This is a genomic window from Rothia sp. HMSC068F09, assembly GCF_001812775.1.
Taxonomy (GTDB): domain Bacteria; phylum Actinomycetota; class Actinomycetes; order Actinomycetales; family Micrococcaceae; genus Rothia; species Rothia mucilaginosa_A.
Genome location: NZ_KV810430.1, coordinates 1 through 23,444 on the forward strand (window position 1 = coordinate 1; position 23,444 = coordinate 23,444).

The following is a 23,444-nucleotide window of genomic DNA, read 5'->3' on the forward strand; positions in this document are numbered from 1 at the left end:
CTCGAAGGATCACACGGTGACCGCACCCATCACAAGCAACGGGCCGATCACCACACGGTTACACCACTATGCGGGACGCTACTCTTTCACCGCTTAGTTACCGCCTGTTTGAGGCTAAGCGGTATATCGAAAACGTTGGTATATCAGTCAAAACATGGTGTGTTGCCGCCTCTACCGCCTAATTTCTAAAAAGTGTACACGCGAGTGTTCATCTTCCTACATATGCGTGTGTATATATAAAAGTTTTCGGTTTTAGGCGGTGAAGGCGGTAAAGGGTTGGGATTCGGTTGAGATACGAGGGAAAATGCTATACCGCTTTTGCATTTTCAGGCGGTAAACAGCCGGTATCAACGCCGATTAGGCGGTGAAAATCCTCCTCTGCAACCTCCCTCCCACGAGATCATGCACGAGCGAAGATAGTCATACGCCCCGAAGGGGCGTTGGATGATAGTCCTCGATGTTGGGTGATAGTCCCCCCTCCCCCCACCTCGACGACGGGCCTGAGTTTGGCTGAAAGGTAGGGAATAACATAGGGATTCGGTCTCGTCAGGGCAAAACAAAACCCGGTATCTCAGCGACTTTTCGTTGAGATACCGGGTTTTTCTGGTTGCGGGGACAGGATTTGAACCTGCGACCTCCGGGTTATGAGCCCGGCGAGCTACCGAACTGCTCCACCCCGCGGCGACTCATACAACTATACAGACCCCAAACCGGGCATGCAAGCCAAAAACGCGATTTGTAACCAAGCACACAAAAATAGGGGCTGTTGGGTAGAAAGCAGTTGGGTAGGAATAGGGGCTACGGGGCAGTGCCAGGGGTAGAACATACAGGAACGGGGTGGAAGCGATACACTTCCACCCCGTTCCGTCAGAGACCGCTAGAGGTAGTCAGTAGGAGCCGTATCCAGTGCAGGCCCCGGTTCTAGAGCGAGGACGCTAGACCCGTGGACATCCGATCCGTGAGCATCCGGTATGCGCTACTCCCCCGCCGCCTCAGGCATCCTAGTGAGAAGTCGAAAGGCTCGCGCTGGGCTTAGCGCTAGACGCTGCGCTCGGAGCCGCAGAGGCACTGGGCGCTGCCGAAGCCTTAGCGGAAGCCGCGCTCTGCGCCTCCTCAGCCTCCAGAGCCTTCTTCACGGCTGCTTCCAGACGCTTCTGAGCCTCACCGTAGGCAGCCCAGTCGCCCTTCTTCATTGCCGCATCAGCATCGGTCATCGCCTTCGAGGCATCCGTCAGAGCCTGCTTCAGCTCCGAAGACTGCGAAGCCGACGAACCGCCGGTCGAACCTCCGGTCGAAGCGCCCGAAGAACCAGAAGCCGAGGGGCTGGCCGACGCCGAACCGTCCAGCTTCGCACCCGAAGAGCCACCGAACACCTGGTTCAGCGCCTCCTCCAGAGTCGGAGCGAAACCGACCTTATCGCCGAAGCTCACCAGCACACGCTGCAGACGCGGGTACTTAGCGTCACCGCTCGACTGCACGTACACCGGCTGAACGTACAGCATGCCGCCGCCCACCGGCAGAGTCAGCATATTGCCGTTAATAACCTCAGACGAACCGCGGCGCAGCAGGTTCAGCTGGTTCGACACCTCAGCATCAGAGTTGAAAATGTTCTGAGCCTGGCCCGGGCCCGGAACCACCGAAGAACGCGGCAACTCCAGCAGACGCAGCTTGCCGTAATCGGGGCTACGCTCGCCGTCCTTACCGGTACCGGCATCACCATTAGCGGCAAGGAAGCCGTACATCACGTTACGAGAGTTCGAATCGCTCTGCTGAGGAATGAACGTGGTCGTCAACGAGAAGTGCGCACGAGAATCGCCGGGCATCTGCAGGGACAGGTAGTAGGGCGAAATCGGCTGGTTACGATCATTGGTCGGGTCGTTCGGAATCGACCAGACGTCGTCACCGGCATAGAAGCTATTCGCGTTCGTCACGTGGTACTTATTCAGCATGGTGCGCTGAATATTGAACATGTCAGTCGGGTAACGCACGTGGCTCATCAGCGAAGCGTTCATCTCACGGTAGCTCTTCACCGTGCCGGGGAAGACGCTCTGCCAAGCCTTGAGCACCGGATCTTCCTCATCCCAGGCGTACAGGGTCACCGAGCCGTCGTAGGCGCCCACGGTGGCCTTCACCGAGTTACGGATGTAGTTCACCGACTTCGACCGCTGAGCCCCCGCCGCGGTGGCAGAATCCTGCGAGCTGCCCTGCGCGTAGGGGAACTGGTCGCTCGTCGTGTAGGCGTCCACGATCCACTGCACGCGGTTATTCACGATCGCCGGGTACGGCTTGGAATCCACCGTCAGGTACGGGGCCACCTTGCGCACGCGGTCCAGCGGGTTGCGTTCGTACAGAATCTGTGAGCCGTCGCGCACCGCATCCGAGAGCAGAATGTCGGAAGACTGGAACTTAATCGCGTAGGACAGACGGGCCAGCAGCGAATCGACGCGGGGGCCGCCGTTACCCGAGAAGGTGTACTTCGCGTCGGAGGCCTTCGTCTCGTCTGCAGAGAGCGGACGGTCCAGCTCCAGGGTGTCGCCCCTACCGCCCACAATCGAGTACTCCGGCGAGCTCATGCCGAAGTAGATGCGCGGCTCGTAATCCTCACTCAGGGTACCGGTCGCCTTAATACCGGACTGCAAGAACTTGGGGTTACCCGCCGAATCCACCTGGTTACCGTACGCGGCAATCACGCCGTAGCCGTGGGTGTACACCACGTGGCGGTTGTACCAGGAATCGCCGTTGGTCTGCGTGGGGTTCAGCTCGCGGGCCGCCAGCACGGTGTCCTGCGTGGTGTTACCCACGGTGTAACGGTCCACCGCCAGCTGCGACTCGAAGCGGTAGTACGGGCGGAACTGCTGCATCTGCGCGAACGCGGAGGAAACCACGTTCGGATCCAGCAGACGAATGTTCGCGATGGTCGCGCTCGAAGAGCTCAGGGCACCGGCGCGAGTGTCGATGGTCGCGTCGTACGGGGTGGTCTCAATCTTGTCCAGGCCGTAGGCGTAGCGGGTCGCATCAATATTGCGCTGAATAAACTGCGACTGCGCGCCCTGCTCGTTCGGAACCACCTGGAAACGCTGCACAACCCACGGGTACAGGCCACCGGCCACCAGCGATACGACCGCCAGCATTGCGGTGCTAATCAGCGGCAGACGCCAGTGATTCTTCACCGCGGCAGCAATGAACATGAACGACACCAGCAACGCCGAAACCGCCAAGATGGCGCTCACGGGAATGGATGCGTTCACGTCCGTGTACATGGCGCCGGCCCAGCGTCCGGCCTGCTGCTGGGTGGACGAGTAACGGTCCAGCCAGAAGCTCACCGCGCGGGTCAGAACAAACACGACGGCAAGCACGGCCGCGTGACGGCGGAAAGCGTGAGTCGTGGTCACGCCGCCCGGCTGCACCTTAATGCCGCCGTAGAAGTAGTGCATGAACAGGCCGGCCACCGCGGCGAGCGCCACGGAGGAGGTCACCAGCGACACCACCACGCGCAGGAAGGGCAGCACAAACACGAAGAAGCCGTAGTCCAGGCCGAATTCCGGGTCGGTCTTGCCGAAAGACTGCTGGTTGAAGAAAAGGGCGACCGTGCTCCACTGCGACATCGTTGCCGAGGCAATAAACAGGCCCAGTAGCAGCGGAACCGCAATCAGCAAAAGCTTACGCGCCTTATCCACGCTCTCGTGGTAGCGGCGCATGCTATCCTCGGCACGCTGCTGGCCGAACACGTCGCGGAGCATCTGCTCGGTCGCATCCGAGGCGCTCGTCGGGACGCTCTGGTTCGGGCCGGCCTCATCCTTCGCGTTCTGCTCGCGGGTGGCGGGCAGAACATCCGCGTGGCGGACCGCGTAGGTCATGGAGGCCCACAGCGGCAGGGCCACCACGAGGGCGGCCACAACGAACACCGCGGCCTTCAAAAGAATCTGGGTGGTGAAGACGGTGCTATAGCCCAGCTGGTCAAACCACAGCCAGTCCGTGTACACCTGGGATAGTCCCACAAATGCGGCAATCAGAACCGCGACAACCACAATCGTCATCAGTAGAGGGCTGCGACGCTTCTTTGCTCGTTCCTTCTTCTGTGGGCGTGGGGTCTTATCGGTCGACTCAGACACAATTCCTCGCTCATCATTTCAAAATGTTCTTTACCTTAAGTATCGCAGAGGTTGGAGGAACGAACGTTGACATGACGTCAGAGGAGGGGTCGTTCGCCCGCTATCCCACTATTCGCACACACGCTCACCGGTCGCGAGGCGGTCACCGCGCATAACGAAGGCCCCGGCTCGAGTGAGCCGGGGCCCGAAGCCTCCCGGCAGGAAGCGCCCGCGTTCGTCAGGGGTTGCCCGTTAGAGCTACACGCTAGGATCCGCAGCGCGGCAGCGAATCATCGGGGGCGCCAGACTTAATGGCGCCCACGACCTGCACCGCCTCGTCCAGCGTCGAAACCGGGACCACCACCATCGTGCCGCGCACCTGGCCGGCATGGTAGTAGTTGAGCATCGAGGGGTCCTGCTCCTGCATCTTCAGGACCGAATCGCAATTCTCCTTGGGCGCCAGGAAGTAGCGCGCACCGTAGCGGCCCGTCGCCAAAATCTTGTACTTGATGCCGCCAATCGCGCCAACATTACCGTTCGCATCAATCGTGCCGGTACCCGACACGTAGCTGCGGTAGGGGTCGCCGCCGGCGTCCTCGTCTGCCAGCAGGGTGCCCTCGCTCAGCTTATCCACCGTGCCGAGGGCCAGCATCAGGCCCGCGCTCGGGCCGCCCACGCCGTCCAGGTTGTACTGCACCTGCGCCGGCAAATCGTAGCTCTGCTTCAGGCTGATGCCCACGACCCAGCGGTCGCCCTCGGCCGAACGCACCGGGTTCAGCGTCACCGTGCGCTGCTGGCCGTCGCGCTCAACCGTCACCTGAATCGGCGAGCCGTTCGAGGCGTTTACCGCCTGCGATACATCTTTGAGGGTGGTGATCTGCTTGTCCCCCACCTTCAGGAGGCGGTCGCCGCTCTCCAGCACGCCCGCCGCGGGAGAACCCTCAACGGTCGTGTTCACCAGTACTTTCTCGGTCACCTGCATCTTCAGGTGACGCATGGCCGCGACCTTCGCCTGCGTCTGCGAATCGGCCATCTGCGCGCCGGTCTCGGCCGTGGCCGTCTCGTGGCTCACGTGCGGGTACAGGGCGTCGGTGGGCACCACGAGGCTGCGGTTGCCGTCAAAAGCCAGCCACCCGTAGAAAGCCTCCGCGCCAGACAGCTCAGTGTACGGGCCGCCCGCCACCGACACCGTGGTCATATTGAGCTTGCCGTAGGTCTTATAGCTGGGAGCGCCCGAAATCTCGATGACGTCCTTATCCTGGTAGGTGCCGAGCACGTCAAAGAGCGGGCCGGGGCCCTCCTTCACGTACGAGCTGGGCAGGACAAACGCACCGGCCAGCAACGCGCAGGTCGCCACGGCGCTCACGGAACGCAGGTTCAAGCGGCGCTCGCGGCCACGCGATCCGCGCTTACGGCGATGAGCCGAGGACTCGGCAGAAGCCTTCGATGAGGACTTCTCGGATTCGGACGGTGAGGTGGGCTTAGTCATGTTTTCTAGACTACCGGATGAACGCCCTCATCAACACACCTTTTCTGGCCGGTCCCTCGGCTAGAGCTAAGGTCGGGGTCAAACCGGGCGAAGACCCGCTTGTGAGCCCTCAGCTGATTAAGGCGCATCCGAGGCGCCGACACGGGAAATTCACAGCAAAAATCGGTAGGCTGGACAGCGAGCGGGCCGGCTGTGCCCACCTTCGGATTAGGAAAGGTTTCAGATGTCTGATCACCACCACGGCGACGCCTCCAACGAGCGTGACCCCCTCGAAGAATTCCTGAAGAAGATGCAGGAGCAGGGCTTCGACCCCTCCGCAGGGGCAACCGGCCAGGGCGGTAAGGGCGCCTCCTCCAACGCACAGAACCCCTTCGGCGCGCTCTTCGGTGAGGGCGGGCAGAACCCCTTCGGCATTAACATCGATCCCGAGGACCTCAAGAACATGGGCATCAGCTTCGACCCCGCTATGCTGCAGGGCATGTTCTCGCAGGTGCAGGCCATGTTTGCCGGCGCATCCGACGAATCCAGCCCTAGCGGCGTGAACTGGACCAACGTCAAGAATCAGACCCGCCAGATGCTCGCCTCCATGGGCGAGGACCCGGCGGTTCCCGAAAACCTCAAGCGCGCCGTCGAGGACGCCGCAAACCTGGCCGACCTGTGGCTGGATGCGGTCACCTCCATCGAGCGTCACAACCTGCCCGTTCAGGCCTGGTCCAAGGCCGAGTGGGTTGAGGAGTCCTTCGACTCCTGGCGCGAAATGGTCGAGCCCGTGGCCGCCGAGGTCACCCAGGCCATGGTCATGCCCGGCCCCGCGGACGAGCTGCCCGAAGAAATCGCCGCCATCTTCAACAGCGGATTCCTGAACAACGTTGGCGCCATGATCTTTGGCGCCCAGATGGCCCAGGCCCTCGCGAAGCTCGCCGGTGAGGTGTACTCCTCCACCGATGTGGGCTTCCCCCTCGCCCCCGGCCACTCCGCACTGCTGCCCAACGGCTACCAGCAGCTCGCGGACGACATCGAGGTGCCGCCGCAGGAGGTTCTGCTCTACCTGGCCGTTCGCGAGGCCGCGCTGATTCGCCTGCACAAGGCCAACCCCTGGCTGCGTGAGGACCTGGTCCAGCTCGTTGCCCGCTTCGCCCGCGGTATTCGCGTGGACATGAACCGTATGCAGGACGCCGCCTCCCAGGTGGACATGAACGACCCCGAGGCCGTTCAGGAGGCTTTCGAGGGCGGCATGTTCAGCCCCCAGCGCACCGAGGACCAGGAGCTTGCCGTTCAGCGTCTCGAGGGTCTGCTGGCCCTCATCGAGGGTTGGGTGTCCGTCGTGACCGAGGACGCCACCCGCAACCTGCCCAAGGCTCCGCAGCTGACCGAAATCATGGCCCGCCGCCGCATCGACGGCGGCCCCAGCGAGCAGGTCTTCGAGAACCTGGTCGGCCTGCAGCTGCGCCCGCGCCTGGTGCGCGAGGCCCAGCAGTTCTGGCGCTGGTACGAAAGTTCCCACGGCATCGAGGCTCGCGACGGCCTCTGGGACACCCCGGAGACCCTGCCCACTCCCGCCGAGCTGGAGGACTTCGCCGCCTACGACGCGCGCATGAACGAAATCAGCCTGGACGATGTGGACTTCGAGTCTGAGCTACAGAAGCTGCTGGACGGCGGCTTCGGCGAGGCTCCCGAAGAGAAGTAACCGCGGGGCTAACCCGATAGACCGGCAAATTAATAGCTGAAACCTCGAGCGGGGGTGGCTTGTGAAAGCACAAGCCACCCCCGCTTGAGTATGTCGGGCTTTAGTATTTCCGGCTGGTTTTTGCTGATTAGTTCTCGGAAAGAGCCTTAGTCGGCGCTGTTTTCGCCGCCTTCATCGCTCTCGCCCTCGGCCCGCGAGCGCCCCATCGCGTACCCGTCCAGGAAGGCGCGGGCACGCTCCAGCTGCGGGTAGCGGGCCTCCAGGGTGCGGAAGGAGCGCGAATGGTTCGGCTGCAGCAGATGACACAGCTCGTGGTGCACCACCGAATCCAGCGCGTACTCCGGAACCCCCTGCAACTCCGAGGAGATGCGAATCTGCGCGGTCGCGTAGGTCGCCGAACCCCAGCGCTGACGCTGGTTCGTCACCCAGCGGATAGAGAGCCGTTTGAACTGCTCGGTGCCCTCCAGCTCCGGCAGGTAGGCGCGCACCAGCAGGCTGGCCCGCTCGTGCAGGTACTCGTCGGTGACGTTCAGCTGCGCGGCGCGCTCACGGCGGGCGGCGCGACGCTGAATACGCGGCAGCAGGCGGGCAATATGCTCGTCTATCTCCTCGCTCGTGCTCGCGGCGGGAATGAGCAGGCGGTACGCGGGGTTGCCGTGCTCGTCCACGCCGTCGCGTTGCATGCTGATGGTGCGGGTGCGGCGCGCCGAGCGGACCAGCTCAATCTGCGGGCGGTCCTTGGTGGCAGGCAGAATTTCACGTTTAAAACGCTGAGCCATAGTCCTCTCCCTTCTGGCGGCCCTGCGAGCGGTTCCCGTACGAGTGGTTCCGGCGCGCGCCACGGGCCGCTCCGCCGTAGCCGCCCGAGTAGCCGTTTGCGGCGGGGCGGCGGCGCTTGGCCGGGTCAATGTCGTCCAGGAAACGCGAGCGCTTCCGCTGGCCGCGGCCGCCCACGGTGCGAGTCATGGTCCAGGTCAGCCACAGGTACTTACGGGCGCGCGTGATGCCCACGTACAGCAGGCGGCGCTCCTCGTCCACCTCATCCGGGGTGGTCGCAAAGGTGATGGGCATGAGGCCCTCGTTCAGGCCGCACAGGAACACGGCATCCCACTCCAGGCCCTTGGCCGCGTGCAGGGAGGCGAGGGTTACGCCGTTCATCTGCGGGGCCTCGTTGAACTCGCTACGGTGGTTCAGGGTCGCCACGACCTCGTGCATGGTCAGCGGCAGCGGCTCGGGCACACCAGGGCGCGGGTTGGCGCGGTGCTCCTTCAGCTGCTCCTGACGGTTCTGCGCCATCATGTCGACCATGTGCACGAGTGCGGCGAGGGATTCCCACTTCTGGCGGGTGGCGCCTCCCGAGAGGGGGCCCTCCTCCTTGTAGCCGAGGCCGCCGAGCACGTCGCGGGTGTAGCGGGTGACGTCTTCGGTGCCGTCGGTGGACTTCGCCGAACCGCGCAGGGCAAGCATCGCCTGCTTGACCTCGGGGCGCTCAAAGAAACGCTCCGCGCCGCGCAGCTGGTACGGGATGTGGGCGGCGGACAGTGCCGACTCAATCGCCGCCGATTGGGCGTTCGTGCGGAAGAGCACCGCGATCTCGGCGGGGGCCACCCCCCCCTTGTCGATGAGGTCGCGGATATCCTCGGCGATGCCGGCGGCTTCCTGCTCGTCGTCCGCGTAGCCGAACCACTCCACGTCCACGCCGGGGCCGCGCTGAGACATCAGTTCCAGCGGCGGTGCCCAGGAGTGCGGGCTCGAATCGGGGTGCGGGCGGCGGGCGGCCAGCAGGCGGTTCGCGAGCTCCACCACCTGCGAGTGGGAGCGGTAGTCGCGGGTCAGCTTGACCGTGTGCGCCCCGCGGTAGCGTCGCGGGAACTCCAGCAGGTAGCGGCTGGTCGCGCCGGTGAAGGAGTAAATCGTCTGGGAGGCGTCGCCCACCACGCAGATGTCGTCGCGGCCGCCCAGCCACACGTCCAGCAGGCGCTGCTGCAGCGGGGAGACGTCCTGGTACTCGTCCACCACGAAGTGGCGGTACTGCTGGCGCACGGTCGCAGCGAGCTTCTCGTCCTCCTCGAGCATGGCGATGGTCAGCAGCAGCACGTCCTCAAAGTCGATGAGGTTACGCTCGTCCTTGAGATCTTCGTAGGCCTGGAAGATGCGCTGCATGTTCTGCGGGGTAATCGCCGAGGGCAGCTGCTTCTCGCTCAGGCGCTGCATGAGGGTGTCGGGGGTGAGCAGCTGAACCTTCGCCCACTCAATCAGCGACGCCAAATCGCGCAGCAGGGAACGGTCCGTGCTGATGCGCAGGCGGTTCGAGGCCTCGGTGATGAGCGCCGCCTTATTCTGCACGATGGAGGGGAAGGTACCGCCCACGACCTGCGGCCAGAAGTAGGTGAGCTGGCGCAGGGCCGCCGAGTGGAAGGTGCGCGCCTGCACACCGAACGCGCCGAGCTGCTGGAGGCGGGTGCGCATCTCTTCGGCCGCGCGCAGGGTGAAGGTCAGGGCGAGCACGCGCGGGCCCTGGTAGCGGCCGATCGCGATGCCGTAGGCGATGCGGTGCGTAATCGCGCGGGTCTTGCCAGTGCCGGCACCGGCGAGCACGCGCATGGGCCCGTCGAGCTCGGTGGCGACCGCACGCTGGTCGGGGTCGAGGCCCGCGAGGATATCGTCAGCGGAGAGTGCGTGCTGCGGCTGCGGGGGTAGTGCGGTCATCGTTCTCCATCGGGGCTCGGCGCGGTTACTGGATTCGTGCTGAATCTGTGCTGGTTCTGCGGGCTGGGCGTACGGATGTACGGGGCGGGACCGGGAAGGTCTGCGCCGCTATTGCCCGGTCTTCCATTGTATTCCCTGCCGAACATCGCAGCAGGCCCGGGCGGTCGCCCGTTCACCGCAAGCGCGCCCGATCACCGAGGACCTGCCCCTTCGCTGCGCCCCTGCCTGCGGGGGGCCGCAGAGAACCGGCCGCGGCGGCTACTTGCGGCGGCCGTGCGCGGGCGGCGAAATGCGTGGTGATGCGTTCCCCCGGGATTCCGCCCGCCGGCAGGCCGCGCATCGCCCAAAACTTTCTTCACTAGTCAGCATAAACATACGGTGAAAGGCTCGGGGTGCTCACATGGTTTGGTAACCTTAACCCGTGACTTTATCTCCCCTTCAGCTTGCAGCCATCGTCTCTGCCGGAGTGCCCGGAATCTACCCCGTCGGCGCCGAGGCGGTCCGCGAAGATAGCGGCGACTTCGACTCGGCCATCATCGCCGACTCGGCCGGTCGCCGCTGGCGTGTGCGCGCCCCGCGCCGTCCCGATGCCAGCATGCGTCTGGAGGCCGAGCACCTCATCCTGCAGTCCTTCAGCCCCGGCCTGCGCGCCCGCCTGCCCTTCGCCGTGCCCACGGTCGCCGGCATCGTGCCGTACGCCGGCGGCAACGTTTTCGTGTACACGCACATCCCCGGCTCCGTCTACGATGTGGACCAGCTTGCCGAGCTGAGCCGCCGCGAGGTCGCTCAGGGGCGTCCCTCCCTGGCCGCGATTATCGCCAAGGATATTGCGACCCTGCACGTGATGCCCGAGGACATCATCTACGAAGCCGACCTGCCCTCCTACTCTTCGGAGCAGATTCGCCGCCGCAAGATTGCCGAGCTCGAGCGCGCCGCCGCCACCGGCAAGGTGCCCGCCGACCTGCTCGCGCACTGGCAGGCGGTCCTCTCCCCCGGCCCCATGTGGCAGTTCCGCCCGCGCGTGGTGCACGGCGATATGGGGGCCGAGAACCTGGTGCTGGAGGTGACCCCCTCCGAGGCGCGCATCGTCGAGGTGACCGGCTGGTCCGACGTGCACGTGGGCGATCCCGCGCAGGACTTCGCGTGGCTGTACTCGTGCGAGGATATCGACTTCACCGACGAGGCCGTGGAGGTGTACCGTCAGCAGATGCCGCAGCTACCCGACGCCTACCTGGCGCAGCGCGCGAACTTCTACGCCGAGTTCGCGGTGGCCCAGTGGCTCACCCACACGGTCGAGACCGACGATAAGGACGGCGCGACCCACGCGGTGTCGATGCTCCTGGATATTCAGGACGATCTGCGTTCCTCGGGCGAGCTACTCGGTCAGGAGGATACTCCCCCGCTCATGAGCGGACCGCAAGACTAGCAGAGCTGGGCTCGTTATTGGGTAGCCCGTTATTGGACGGCAGCCGCATGAGCCCCTCAGTGAGAGCCGCCGAGCCCCCCCCTATTCTTTAAGATTCATGGCCCCCGGGAACCTGCTTCGCGCAGACCTCGGGGGCCATGAACATACTAATGGAGCGCTTTTCCGGAGGATTTAGGGCGTTCCCGTCGAATTTTTTCAATGTATTTTCCAACACATTTTGAGCGCCTGTTCTGCATTTTTGTGCACGAAAAATTGCAATTAAGGGTGAGAGTTGAAGGTGTGATTTATAAAAGAATGCACCTCTTCATGCAGAGTTTATTCACAAAATCCCACACAACCCAAACACCCAGAACAGGACTCCACAAGGCTTCAATTTCACCTTGAAACATGCTCAAAAACATGCATTTTAGGGCAATTATTTTACGCTTAGACTTTTTTGTCAAGTCCTGGAATACTTTTCCTGTGCCGTTCCACAGAGAACGAGCACAGCCCCCAAAAGCGTACTGACCAGCGCCGATACCGTGGCAGCGGTATCGAGGGGGAACGATTGGACGGGGACCGTGACCGGTCATGTCACACCCCGAGCCGGATTCATGCACCGCGCAACCAATCACCGATGGCAGAATTCTATAGAGGTACTTTCGAGGTTGTGTTTGAGAGTAAAGACGCACGCGAACCCCACGGCACGCAGACGGCGTGAGTGAGGCCGCCACGGCGGCAGTTGTCTGCGGATGATCCGAGCGTGCGAGGGCACGAGGTACCTTTATAGTTCTTCAGCGGCTGAGAACGCCTCCCCGCCCTAATGCAGTAGGGCCGAGAGGCGTTTTCTGCTATTCACTTCGAGAGTGAGCACAAGCCCGGGCCGACCCCGCGATGGGGCCGGCCCGGGCTTGTGCGCATCCACTGGGCTTTTGGACATCCGTGGGGCTATTGACGGCAGGGGCCGGGCAGGGCTATAGGCGGCCGGGCCGGGAAGCGCGAGCGCCTACCCCTCGCCCGCGCGGGCCTTGCGGATCACTGCGGCCAGCTGCGCCTCCGAGGGCAGGCCACCGCGAATCTGCTCGTCCCACGCCTCCTCCACGCGCTTGCCGCCCAGGTAGACGAACACCGTGCTGATGCGCTCCGGGTCAATCCCCATGATGCGGGAGAACGCGATGCGGTACAGGCCCAGCTGGAAGCGGCGCGCCTGCATGTCCGCGGCCTTCGGACGGCGACCGGTCTTCCAATCCACCAGAATCCAGCGTTCGCCGTCCCCGTCCTCGGTGCGGAACACGGCGTCGATGCGGCCGCGCAGGCTCACGCCCTCCACGTGGGTCTCAACCGGGTACTCCACGGCCCAGATGCGTTCCTTCCATCCGGGAGAACCCCACTCGCTCGCCGCGAAGCGCTCCCAGAGCGAACGCACGGAGGAATCCTGCTCGCTCTCCTCGGCGAGGGACAGCTCGTCAAAGAGGGCGTCCTGTGGAAGGCCCTCGGCGGACTCGAGGTGTTCCTCCCCCGCTACTTCCTCCGGCGCTGTCTCTCCCGCCGGCTCGACCGCGCCGGGCAGGGGCACACCCAGCGTGTCCTCGGCCTCCGGGGCCTCAAGCGGATCGGCGCTCGGCACCACACCGAAGTGCTCCTCGATGAGGGCGTGCACCTCCGTGCCGATAGTCGCCGCACGCGAGGGACGCTGCGGCACCGGGCGCAACAGCTCGTGCACCGTGCCCTGCGGATCCTCGCTCAGGCGAATGAACGTGGAGGCCGAGAGGTGGCCGGGCAGCTGCTCGGCCAGCACCGGCTCGGTGTGCTCGGCCAGGCGCATGAGCAAATCCGCCTCGCGCTCCCAATCCTGGGCGCGACGGCGCAGGGCCTCGGGAACGGCCCCGGCGGGCTCGGGGGCGGCGAAATCCGCACCGGCGGCAAGCTGCGCATCCAGCTCGGCGACTGCGTTTTCGACGGCCAGGGCGGCCCGTTCCACCGCCTCGCGGCGGCTCGTGGAGTTAATGGCAATCTCGCGGTTCAACTCCTCGTGACGTCCGTGGCGCAGAATCGCCTCGGTGCCCTCGTTCAGGTCCTCCTCGGAGCGCCAGCGCCAAATCACGGGGCGTTCCAGCGGGTCGAAGGGCCACATGGCGGTTAGCACCGCGCCCAGATGCGGGTTTATCGTCTCGTAGGTTTGGGCGCTGAAACAGCCGCCCGCCACGACGGGCAGGGCCGCGGCCATCACGGGGGAATAGCCGGGGCGCGGAGGCTGGGAGGCGCGCTCCGCCTCCTCGGCGGCCAGCTCGTCCAGCCACTCGGGCGCGGGCAGATCCAGGCGCTCGCAGTTCTCCCGCACCGTGCGCACGCGCATCGGTAGCGGCGAGAGCTGTACCTCGCGCATCAGGGCGGGAATTATCGCCCCCACCAAGGCCCAGGCGTAAGGGACCTCGCCCGCCTCGTCGGGGCCGGGTAGGCCCTCGGGAGTCAGCACCGTGCCCTGCGCCAGGGTCACCGGTTCCTTGAGGCGGTACCCCGTGTCGGCGATGAACTCAACCCAGGGGGTCACGTTATCGATCGGCTTCTTCTTGCCGTCGTCCGAGGGGTCGGCCACGACGAAGACCAGGCCCATGCCGACCAGCTGCGGGGCGGTCCAGGGGAACTCCACCGTGTCCTCGGCGTGCCGCCGGTAGGCCTCGGCCAGGGTCCACAGCAGCTCCATCCAGAAGGGCTGGACCGGCTGCGGGGTCTTCGCGGTGCTCTTCCAGCGGAAGGCGCTCACGGCCAGCAGGTTGCGGGCGCGGGTCATCGCCACGTACATGAGGCGGCGGTCCTCCATGCCCGCGTGCTCGCCGGCGTCCCCCTTGTGGGCCTTCAGGTATTCCTCGAGCTTCTTGGCCTCCTCGAACTCCGCGATTTCCTCGGGGCGTTCCAGGATTGAGGGCAGGTACTCGCTATCGCCGCGCAGGGGCCAGGGCAGGGCCACGTTGGCCGTGATCTGCCAGAGGTTCGGGGTCTGCGCGCCGCCGACGGTGCCGCACAGGCCCGGCAGGAAAACGCGGTCCCATTCCAGACCCTTGGAGGCGTGCATCGTCATCAGCTGAACGGCGTTCGGGTCGGGGTCGATGGAGCCCAGCTCCAGGCCCTTCTCCTCGTCGTCAGCGCGTTCCAGCCAGGCGAGGAAGCCCATCACGTAGCTCACGCCGCCCGAGGAGAGCATAAAGCGGCGAGCGCCCGGCTCCCCCTCCTCCGCGCTCACGCCGTCGGCGCCCGCGTAAATCATGGCGTTGATGCGCGGGGCCGACATTCCGTAGGCGGCGGCCACCTCGTGGAAGGCGTCCAGGTTTACGCGCGCCACCAGCGGGTCGGTACCCGGGCGGACCGCCAGCTCAATATCCAGAAGCATCGTGCGTTCAATCTCGTAGAGCAGATTGCCCAGGTCGTCGCTCAAGCCCGCGCGGAGCACGCGCATCTGCTCGGCGAAGGCGCGCAGACGCTCCAGGCCCGCCGCGGAGAAGCGGCGGCCACGGTAGTGCTCGCCGTAGAGGGGTTCGCCGTCCGGGCCGTCCTGCGGCAGGTTCTCGACCGCCTCGATGAGCGAAACGTACCCCGAGGAGTCGTCCACCGCGCCCTTGAGCACCTCGTCCAGCTGCTCCTGTGCAGCGCGCAGATGCTCGGCGGTCAGGCGGCCGCGGGTACCCCGGCCGGTACCCTCGGAGGGGCCGTCCTCTGCGTCCTCGACCTCTTCGGCCTGCTCGAGCAGGCGCAGGGCCATCTGCTCCCGCAGGGCCCGCTCACGCTCGCGAACCAGCGACTGCGCCCAATCCCCCAGCGCCAGCAGGTCGGCACCGCCCAGGCGCCAGCGGGCACCCGTGAGCAGGCGGGCCAGCGCATCCGAACGGTTCGGGTCGGCCAGCACGCGCAGCGCCGAAACCAGATCGACGACCTCCGGCTGAGAGAGCAGGCCGCCTAGGCCCACCTGCTGCACCGGAATGTTCAGGCGCTCACACTCCTCACGAATCGTGTCCAGCTGGCCGTGGGAGCGGGCCAGCACGGCGACCTCGGGCATCTTCAGGCGCGGACGCACCGAACCGTCGCCGCCGCGGTGCGCCGCGTAGGCCCGTTCGTACTCGCGCACGGCCTCGGCGCGCATCCCGGCAATCCGCTCGGCGATGCCCGCGGCCTCCGCGCGGTCGGAGTCGTAGTAGGTCATCTCCACGCGACCGGTCATCCCGGAGGCGGCTTCCTCGAAGGCGGGTGTGCCTTCCTCCCCGACCAGCACGCAGCGCGGGCGCAGGTCGGGCACCTGATCGGCGCTGATATCGCCGCGCACCGCGCGCACCCACTCGGGAACGTCCTTGAGCTTTTCGGCCACGTGGTTCGCCGCGTTCAGGATCGAGATGTCGTTACGCCACGCCACGGACAGGAAGAGCGGCTGCGCGTGCGGGGTCGGGAAGTGACGGTAGAAGCTGAACATCTGGCCGTCGGAGGCCCCGCGGAAGCCGTAAATCGACTGCTTCGGGTCACCCACCGCCATCACGGGGTGCGCGGGAATACCGGCCGCCTCATCGGCCCCGTAAATCGAGGAGAACAGGCGCATCTGCGCGTGGGAGGTGTCCTGGAACTCGTCCAGCAGAACCACCTTGAAGCGGGCGCGTTCCCCCTCGCGAATCGCCGGGTCGCTCTCGGCGATGCGCGCGGCCAGGCGCATAAGGTCACCGAAGTCCAGCACCTGCATGCGCGCCTTCACGCGGGCGTAGCTCTGCGCCATCTGCGCGTACACCCGGCGGTTACGCAGGAGTCGCTGAACCTTCTGAATGTCCCGTTCTTTCTTGACGGGGCGGCGAGAATCGGGCACCGCGGCGTAGGCGGCCAGCTGCTCGGCGCAGAAGTCGATGACCTCCTGCGGCTCGCGCAGGTGCTCGGCGCACTCGTCGGAAAGCTGCAGCAGCTGGTTAATCATGGTGGCCGCCGAGAGGGGCACATCACCCTGATCCTGTGGTAGCTCACCCTCCCAGTACTGCACGATCTGCGCGGCCAGCTGCCACTTCTGCGCGTCGCCGAGCATCTGCGCGTCCTGTTCCACGCCCAGGCGCAGGCCGTACTCCTTGACGAGGTTGTTCGCGTAGGAGTGGTAGGTCAGCACGGTCGGGTCCGCGATGCCGTTGCGCAGTTCCTTCTCGGTCGGTTCGAGACGGCGGCTGCGGCGCAGGGTGTTCAGGCCGGCGCGCATGCGGTTGCGCAGCTCGGTGGCGGCCTTGCGGGTGAAGGTCACGCCGAGCACCTCCTCGGGACGCACGAAACCGTTATCGACCAGCCAAATCACGCGGTCGACCATGGTCGCGGTCTTGCCCGAACCGGCGCCGGCGATGACGAGGGTCGGGGCGGGGCCGGCCTCAATCATGCGGATCTGCTCGGGCGTGGGTTTCTTGCCCTCGGGGCCGTTGAGCATCGCGGCGATGTCGAGGGCGCTACGGTAGCCGCCCGCGGGGGTGGCTCCTGCGGGCAGGTCGGCCAGGAGCGTGCCGTCGGCAAATTGCCAGGTGTTGCGCTCGCACCACTGGGCGGGGGTGAGCGGCTGCCCGGAGGCGGTGGCGGGGTTGGTCATGGGTCCTCATCTTTCGTCGTTGAGGGTGAGTGAATGGTTCGGGTTGTACTGGTGCCGGGGTACCGGCGTGCGCGGTCAGCGATCGGCCTGATGGGTGGCCGGGTGAGTGAACTGCACCCACCCGGCGCGGGACCTCTTCCGCTAGGGCTGCGCCGCGTTAGGGCTGAGTCACCTGGCGGCCGCGGGTGCATATCGGGCAGAGCTCGGGCAGGCGGCACCCGTGCCCGTGGGCGCCCTCGCGATGGCGGGTCTGCACCTGCGCACCGGCGATGAGCTCGGCGGCTCGTTGCACCAGGTCCACGGCCCATTCGTCGTCGTCCTCCAGCGCGGGCTGAACCTGCAGGCGGGCCTTGCTGTCATCGTTCACGTCCGGAACGCCCACCTGCATGAGCGCGGCACCGGCGGAACGCCCCGAGGATGACTCGTAGGTCAGCTCCTGCGGGCGCGCATCCGGGACGGGCTCCCCGGACTCCGCCGCGGCGGCCTCGGCGCGGTACCGCTCGGCCAGCTGCTCGCCCGCGCCGGCCTCCACCGCGATCTGGTAGGCGGCCAGCTGCGGGTGCGTGGCCACAGCTGCCCCGTCCGGCTTGCTTTTGCCGGTCTTCAGGTCGACAATGACGAAGCGGCGGGTGCCGTCCTTCTCCGGGGCCTCCTCCAGGCGGTCCACGCGGCCGGTGAGGAGCGCATCCAGCTCGCCAACTTCTCCGGCGGGGTCGAAGGGCACGGGCACGCGCACCGAGAAGGAACCTTCAACACCGAGGTTCTGCCAGCCGGCGTCGCCCATGTGCTGACGGTAGTAGTAGCTCAGGCGCAGAATCATGCGCTTGGCCCGCTCGTAGAGGGCGTAGGCCTCCCAGGGCACGCGCTCTCGGTACTCCTCTTCGCTCTCGTCCTCCCTACGGGCGGGCACGCCCAGGGAGCCGATGCGCTCCTCCAGTGCGGTTTGGAGCTGCTCGAGGGTGCCGGTCGGGTACTCCTCGGCGATGGCGTGCACGAGGGTGCCCAGGGAGCGGGAGAGGTCGGTCTGTGCCTCGGCACGGGCGGCGGATACCAGCCAGTCCAGTGGGGAGTTGTGGATGGTTTCCAGGCGCGAGGGCGAGAGCGCGATGGTGCGTCGCCCCTCGTCGGCGCGATTTTCTGGCGATTCTTGGGCGGGGCGGGCGAAGAACGGTTCGGTGCTCGACAGCGGCAGTAGGCCCCACCACTGCTCGGGGGATGCACCGGGCGCCTGCACGCGGGCCAGGCGGGCCAGGGTGCGCGATGCGGCGTCGAAGCGGAAGGCGGCGGCCTCGGGGTTCAGGGCGGCTTCCGGGTTCTGGGCGTCCCCTGCGGTGTCGGGGGCCTCGGGTGCGTGAGCTTCGGGTGCGTGAGCTTCGGAGCCAGGCGAGCCGGCCGCGTTCTTCAGCTCGGCGTCCTCGGCGCTCATGGCGGTGAGCGCATCCTCAACGAGGGTGCGGCGCAGCTCCGCCACGAGCGAGCGCAGGGTGGCGGGGCGGCGCACGCGGGTGATGGGAACCTCGGGTGAATCGTTCTCGGCGTCGGTGGGTACCACGAAGTCGAAGAACTCGCCGGGGGCTTCGTCCTCGTTGCGCACGGCGGTCAGCACCAGGCGGGTGCTGGCGCGGGTCGCGGCGACGGCGAACATGCGCAGCTCGTCGTGGCGGGTGTCGCGCACGCGCTCGGGGTAGCTGCGAATACGTGCGGGCGGCGCCGGCTCCCCTTCTGCCTGTGCGTCGGGGTTAGCGTGGGCCGGGTTAGCGGGGGCGGGGCGGCGCATCCCGGCGTCGCAGATATCCACGAGGTCGCCGGTAGCCAGTAGGGAGCCGCGCACGGTGGTATTGGGCCAGGTGCCCTCCTGCAGACCGCATACATATACGGTGCGCCAGGATTGGCCAGCGGCCAGGGCGGGGGTGAGGATCTCAACCGCGTCCTGGCGTACGCCGCGGGCGGCCAGGGTGTCCATGGGTAGGTCCTGCGCGTCGATGAAGTCGAGGAATTGTTCGGCCCCGGCGCCGCGCATCTGCTCGTCGAATCGGCTGGCGGCTTCGAAGAGACCGATCATGGCGTCGAGGTTGCGGTGGGCGGCGTCGGCTTCGGGGCCCGCGCCGCGCGACTGGGCGACCCAGGTTTTTTCGAGGCCGCTGGCTTCCCAGAGGGCCCAGAGCACCTCGGTGCTGGTGGAGTCGGGGCGCGCGAGTGCCTTGCGGCCCGCGGAGAGCACGGCGGCAATGCGGTGCACGGCGCGCCCCACGCCTTCGGCGGGCAGGGTTTCGGGGTGTAGCAGGGCGCCCAGCAGCAGGTCGTCGCTGGGGCGGTGGCCGCCGGTTTGCAGTTCGACGGAACGCAGCTGTTGGCGGAGTCGCCGCACGTCCATGCTGGATGCGCCGCCCAGCCGCGAGGTGAGCAGGGTGATGGCGCTGTTCGCCCCGTTGAGGGGGTTGGAGCGGTTTTCTTCGGCGATAACGTCGTCGAGGCTCTTGCGCATAATCTCTTCGGCCTCGTCGGGGCTCAGGGCCTCGTAGCCCGCGCCGGTGACGGCTGGGTTGAGGGCTTTCTCGCCGCGTTTGCGGGCGTAGACGAGCAGGCTGAGCGCGTCAAGGAAGGGGCGCACGGCGGGTTCGTCGCGCACCGGCACGAGGGCCGCGGAGGTGCGCGAGGGAATACCGCTGGCCGAGAGCACCCGGCGGATGCGCGCCACGTCCGCGCCGTTGCGCACGATGATGGCGCTCTCGCGGTAGGGGCGGTTGCCGTAGATGCGGTCTTCGAGCAGCAGCTGGGCGAGTAGGTTTGCCTCATCCTGGGCGCTGGCGAGCGCACACTTATACACGCCGGCGGGTGCGGTGCGGTAATGCGCGGGGTCGAGGATTTTGCCGTCGGCGCCCAGGTGTAGCAGCGGCTCGTCCACGGCGCCCCAGGTGAGGGCTTCGTCGGCGGGGGTGGTGTTGATGCGTCCGAAGGTTGCGGGGGTCTTCTGCCCGTCCGTCTCGGCGGTGGGCACGTAGCGGCTGTAGCGCGGCAGGCGGCGGCGAATATCTGCCACGAGCGGCATCATGAGTGCGGGCAGGCGGTAGGAGGTGGTGAGGGTGCGTTCGGCCAGGTGCGGGAAGCTTTCGGGTAGCGTGCGCACCAGGTCGGGGCGTGCGCCGCGGAAGCCTTGGACCACGGCTTCGTCGCTGTAGGTCATGATGACTTCGGGCGCGGCGGCGAAGACGTCCGGGCGTTCTGCGGCCAGCTCGGCGGCATCTGCGGGCGGCTCTTCGGCGGCGATGAGGCGCAGCAGGCGGTAGGTGGAGGGGCTGAGCTCCTGCACGTCGTCGATGAGGATGAGGTTGTAGCGGCGGCGCTCTTCGGCGAGGAATTCGGGGTTGTGCAACAGCAGCCGGCAGGCGTCGTTGATGAGCACGGCGGGGTCGTAGGCGTTTTTGGCGCGGAGGGCTCGCACGGCGCGGTATTCGGTGTGGAGCTGGGCGAGGGCGGCCCAGACGGGTCGGTTGTAGTCGCGGGCGAGGGCCTGGACGTCCTCGGCGGTTAGGTCGTATTCGGCCATGCGGTCGAAGAAGTCGCGGATTTCGTGGCGGAATCCGCGGGTGGGTAGGGCTTCGCGGAGGGAGTCGGGCCAGGCGGGGCCGGGTGCGATGCCTTCGGCGTGGTTGGCAAGCAGTTCGCCGATGATGACGTCTTGCTCGGGGCCGGAGAGGAGTTTGAGGTTGCCTTCTACGCCGGTGAGGAGCCCGCGGGTTTGGGCTCGTTTGAGCAGGTCGAAGGCGTATGCGGCCCAGGCACGAGTGGGGGCTACGGAGAGGCTGCGGTCGCTGGCGGCGGCGATGGCGTCTCGCATGCGGGTCGCGGCGGTGCGGGTGGGTGCGAGGATGAGCAGGCGGGCGGGGTCGTTCCCGTCGGAGAGGTAGCGCAGGGCGCGTTCGGTGAGGTGATGGGTCTTGCCGGTGCCGGGGATGCCGGTGAGCAGTTGAGTTGTCATGGCTTCAGTCTATCGGGTGAGCGGAGGGTCCGCCCCGCCGCAGGTCATTCGGGGCCGACTTCGGGCACTCCCCTCTCCCCGTTTCCCGGCTAAGGCCCGCGGCGGCTCGCCTCCTCCCGTATCCGTATCTATAGCGCGTGCGCGTAACGAACCGGCGCGCGCCTTCTTCGCCGCTGGGTTAGTCTTAAACCATGACCTGGATGAACGGCCTGCGCGCCACCTTTGACCTTGAGACCACCGGTGTGGACGTCACCACCGCCCGCATCGTGACTGCTTCCCTGATCCTGCTGGACCCTCATGGCAACGTGGTGCGCCGCGGCGAATGGCTGGCCGACCCCGGCGTCGAGATTCCCGCCGGTGCCGCCGCCGTGCACGGCATCACCACCGAGTACGCGCGTGAGCACGGCCGGCCCGCCCGCGAGGTCGTGTGGGAGCTTGCCGGCGCCATCGGCGCGCTTAACCTTGACGGCGTGCCCATCATCGCGTTCAACGCCGCCTACGACTTCTCGGTGCTACACCACGAGATGCTGCGCTACGGCATCGCGAACGGCGAGCTGCCGCCCGGCGCGGTGCTCGACCCCTACGTTCTGCACAAGCACGTCATTCCCCGCAAGCGCGGCAAGCGCACCCTCGAGGTGCTGGCCGCCGAGTACGGTGTCTCCTTAGAGAACGCGCACACCTCCGCCGATGATGCCCTGGCCGCCGAGCGTCTGCTGGTGAAGCTGACCGAGCAGTTCCCGCAGGTCCTCAACGTGGATGCACGCCAGCTGCACGAGCAGCAGATTCAGTGGGCGGCGGAGCAGGCGGCGAGCTTCCAGGCGTGGTTGCGCACGCAGCCGGGTAAGGAATCCGAGGTCATTGACGGCCGCTGGCCCGTCCGCCGGTAAGGGGCGCCCCGCCGCTACCACCGCCGCGGCATCTCGCCTATCCTAGTGAAGGACGTACACGAACCCCAGCCCACTACACATACGACGGCGCGCCACGGAGTTTTTAATGGATCATCAGCCCAGCAACCCCTCAGATTCCGCAGAACAGTACTACGACACGAACACCCGAAGCATCTACCTCGGGTCGAGCCGCCTCGCCCACGAGCACCTGGTGGCGCAATCCCAGGTGGTGCTCCGACTGGGCCGCATCCTCATGAAGTCGGGTGCGAGCGCGTACCGCATTAAGGCGTCCATGGCGCGCCTGGCGAAGGCTGTGGGTCTGAAGGAGCACCACGCGCAGGTGACCTTCACCGAGATTTCCACCTCCTCGTACACCGAGGGTAACTTCCGCACCGAAGTGGCCGAGCAGCGCACCATGGGCATTAACGCCCACAAGATCGATCAGCTGGGCAAGTTCATCTCCGAACTGCCCGAACGCATCACCCCGGCGGAGGCGAACGCCGAGCTGGACCGCATCGATTCGGCCAAGCCGCTGTACACCCGCTGGATGCTGGCGCTGGCCTCCGCGGTGGCTTGTGCCGGGTTCGCGTTCCTGAACCGCGGCGGCCTGGTGGAGTGCTCGGTCGTGTTCCTCGCCGCCGGTGCCGGTCAGTTTTTGCGTTCGACCCTGCTCAAGCGCGGTGTGAGCCACCTGGCCACCTGGATGGCCTGCGGCTTCCTGGCGGCTGGCCTGTATATTGCGGTTGTCAATGTGCTGGTTGTGGCGGGTCTGGTTAGCCCGAACCACATGATTGGTTTCATTTCTTCGGTGCTGTTCCTGGTGCCGGGCTTCCCCATGGTGACGGGCATGCTCGACATTTCCCGCATGGACTTCCTCGCGGGTATTTCGCGTCTGACCTACGTGGGTTTGCTGCTGCTCAGCGCGTCTTTTGCGGTGTGGGTTTTGGGGTCGCTCTTCCACCTGCCGTTGGCTTCCCCGGCTCCTCTGAATCTGGACCCGACCCTGTATCTGCTCCTGCAGATTATCTCCTCGGGTGTGGCGGCGGCCGGCTTCGCGATGCTCTTCGCCGCCTCGCCGGTGGCCTGCGTGTGGGGTGGCGTGATTGCCGCGGTGGCGAACCCCATCCGTATTCACATGGTGGAGGCGGGCATGCCCGCGCATATGGCCGCGACGATTGCCGTGTTTGGTGTAGGCATCCTGGCCGAGGTTGTGGCGCCGTTGCACCAGCGCAAGTACACCCGTATTTCCCTGTCGGTTCCGGCCGTGGTGACGATGGTTCCGGGTGTCCCGTTCTACCGTTCCATGTCGCATTTTGCTAGCGGTGACATGTACTCGGCGGCAACCGGTTTCGTGCAGTCCCTGCTCATCTTCATGGCGCTGGGTATGGGCCTGGCCTTCGTGCGTCTGCTCTTCGATAAGAACTGGCTGTTCGATCAGGACACGCAGGTGCTGAACCGCCTGGATACCGACCGCCACCTGCGCTAACCCGCCGCGTTCCTCCTCCGTTTCCCAGCCCGTTACCCCGCCCGTCCGGAGTGTTTTGTCGTCACCTTTCGGTACGTTCAGACGCTCGTCACCTGCGGTTTACCTGAAGCACCTATGATGG

Annotated in this window: 10 protein-coding genes and 1 tRNA gene; 4 read left to right on the forward strand and 7 right to left on the reverse strand. The window is 66.0% G+C overall.

Annotation, left to right across the window (positions count from 1 at the left end):
• Positions 1-604 precede the first annotated feature (604 nt).
• The 3 genes from HMPREF2874_RS06840 to HMPREF2874_RS06850 all read right to left on the reverse strand — a co-directional run bounded on the left by HMPREF2874_RS06840 (position 605) and on the right by HMPREF2874_RS06850 (position 5,580).
• Positions 605-681: transfer RNA gene (locus HMPREF2874_RS06840), tRNA-Met, on the reverse strand.
• A gap of 320 nt (positions 682-1,001) precedes the next feature.
• Complete coding sequence (locus HMPREF2874_RS06845; protein ID WP_070649665.1) at positions 1,002-4,112, reverse strand: UPF0182 family membrane protein; 3,111 nt, start codon at positions 4,110-4,112, stop codon at positions 1,002-1,004.
• Between the two features lie 244 nt (positions 4,113-4,356).
• Positions 4,357-5,580 carry a YlbL family protein gene (locus HMPREF2874_RS06850; RefSeq protein WP_070649667.1) on the reverse strand — a complete coding sequence of 408 codons (1,224 nt, stop codon included), beginning with the start codon at positions 5,578-5,580 and terminating at the stop codon, positions 4,357-4,359.
• Between the two features lie 223 nt (positions 5,581-5,803).
• On the opposite strand from HMPREF2874_RS06850, the gene HMPREF2874_RS06855 reads away from it, so the two are divergent.
• Entirely contained in the window at positions 5,804-7,267 is a 1,464-nt protein-coding gene (locus tag HMPREF2874_RS06855; protein WP_070649668.1) for a zinc-dependent metalloprotease, read from the forward strand.
• 146 nt (positions 7,268-7,413) lie between these two features.
• Here the strand turns inward: HMPREF2874_RS06855 and HMPREF2874_RS06860 are convergent, their stop codons facing one another.
• On the reverse strand, positions 7,414-8,046 hold the full coding sequence (locus HMPREF2874_RS06860; RefSeq protein ID WP_070649669.1) for a M48 metallopeptidase family protein: 633 nt from the start codon (positions 8,044-8,046) through the stop codon (positions 7,414-7,416).
• Positions 8,030-9,976, reverse strand: coding sequence for an ATP-dependent helicase (locus HMPREF2874_RS06865; protein ID WP_070649671.1), 1,947 nt, complete (start codon positions 9,974-9,976; stop codon positions 8,030-8,032). Before HMPREF2874_RS06865 ends, HMPREF2874_RS06860 begins: the two co-directional genes overlap by 17 nt.
• Before the next feature lie 421 nt (positions 9,977-10,397).
• Here HMPREF2874_RS06865 and HMPREF2874_RS06870 point away from each other — a divergent pair, with 421 nt between their 5' ends.
• Positions 10,398-11,402, forward strand: a complete 1,005-nt coding sequence (locus HMPREF2874_RS06870) for a phosphotransferase (protein ID WP_049346680.1) — start codon at positions 10,398-10,400, stop codon at positions 11,400-11,402.
• Between the two features lie 985 nt (positions 11,403-12,387).
• Here the strand turns inward: HMPREF2874_RS06870 and HMPREF2874_RS06875 are convergent.
• Positions 12,388-16,971: an ATP-dependent helicase gene (locus HMPREF2874_RS06875; RefSeq protein ID WP_070649673.1), complete on the reverse strand. Its 4,584-nt coding sequence runs from the start codon at positions 16,969-16,971 to the stop codon at positions 12,388-12,390.
• Between the two features lie 157 nt (positions 16,972-17,128).
• Complete coding sequence (locus tag HMPREF2874_RS06880; protein WP_070649675.1) at positions 17,129-20,950, reverse strand: UrvD/REP family ATP-dependent DNA helicase; 3,822 nt, start codon at positions 20,948-20,950, stop codon at positions 17,129-17,131.
• A 191-nt stretch (positions 20,951-21,141) separates the two neighbouring features.
• Between HMPREF2874_RS06880 and HMPREF2874_RS06885 the strand changes: the two genes are divergently transcribed.
• Positions 21,142-21,837 carry a 3'-5' exonuclease gene (locus HMPREF2874_RS06885; protein ID WP_070649677.1) on the forward strand — a complete coding sequence of 232 codons (696 nt, stop codon included), beginning with the start codon at positions 21,142-21,144 and terminating at the stop codon, positions 21,835-21,837.
• Between the two features lie 106 nt (positions 21,838-21,943).
• A complete protein-coding gene (locus HMPREF2874_RS06890) occupies positions 21,944-23,323 on the forward strand; it encodes a threonine/serine exporter family protein (RefSeq protein WP_070649679.1) in 1,380 nt (459 codons plus the stop codon).
• Positions 23,324-23,444 lie beyond the last annotated feature (121 nt).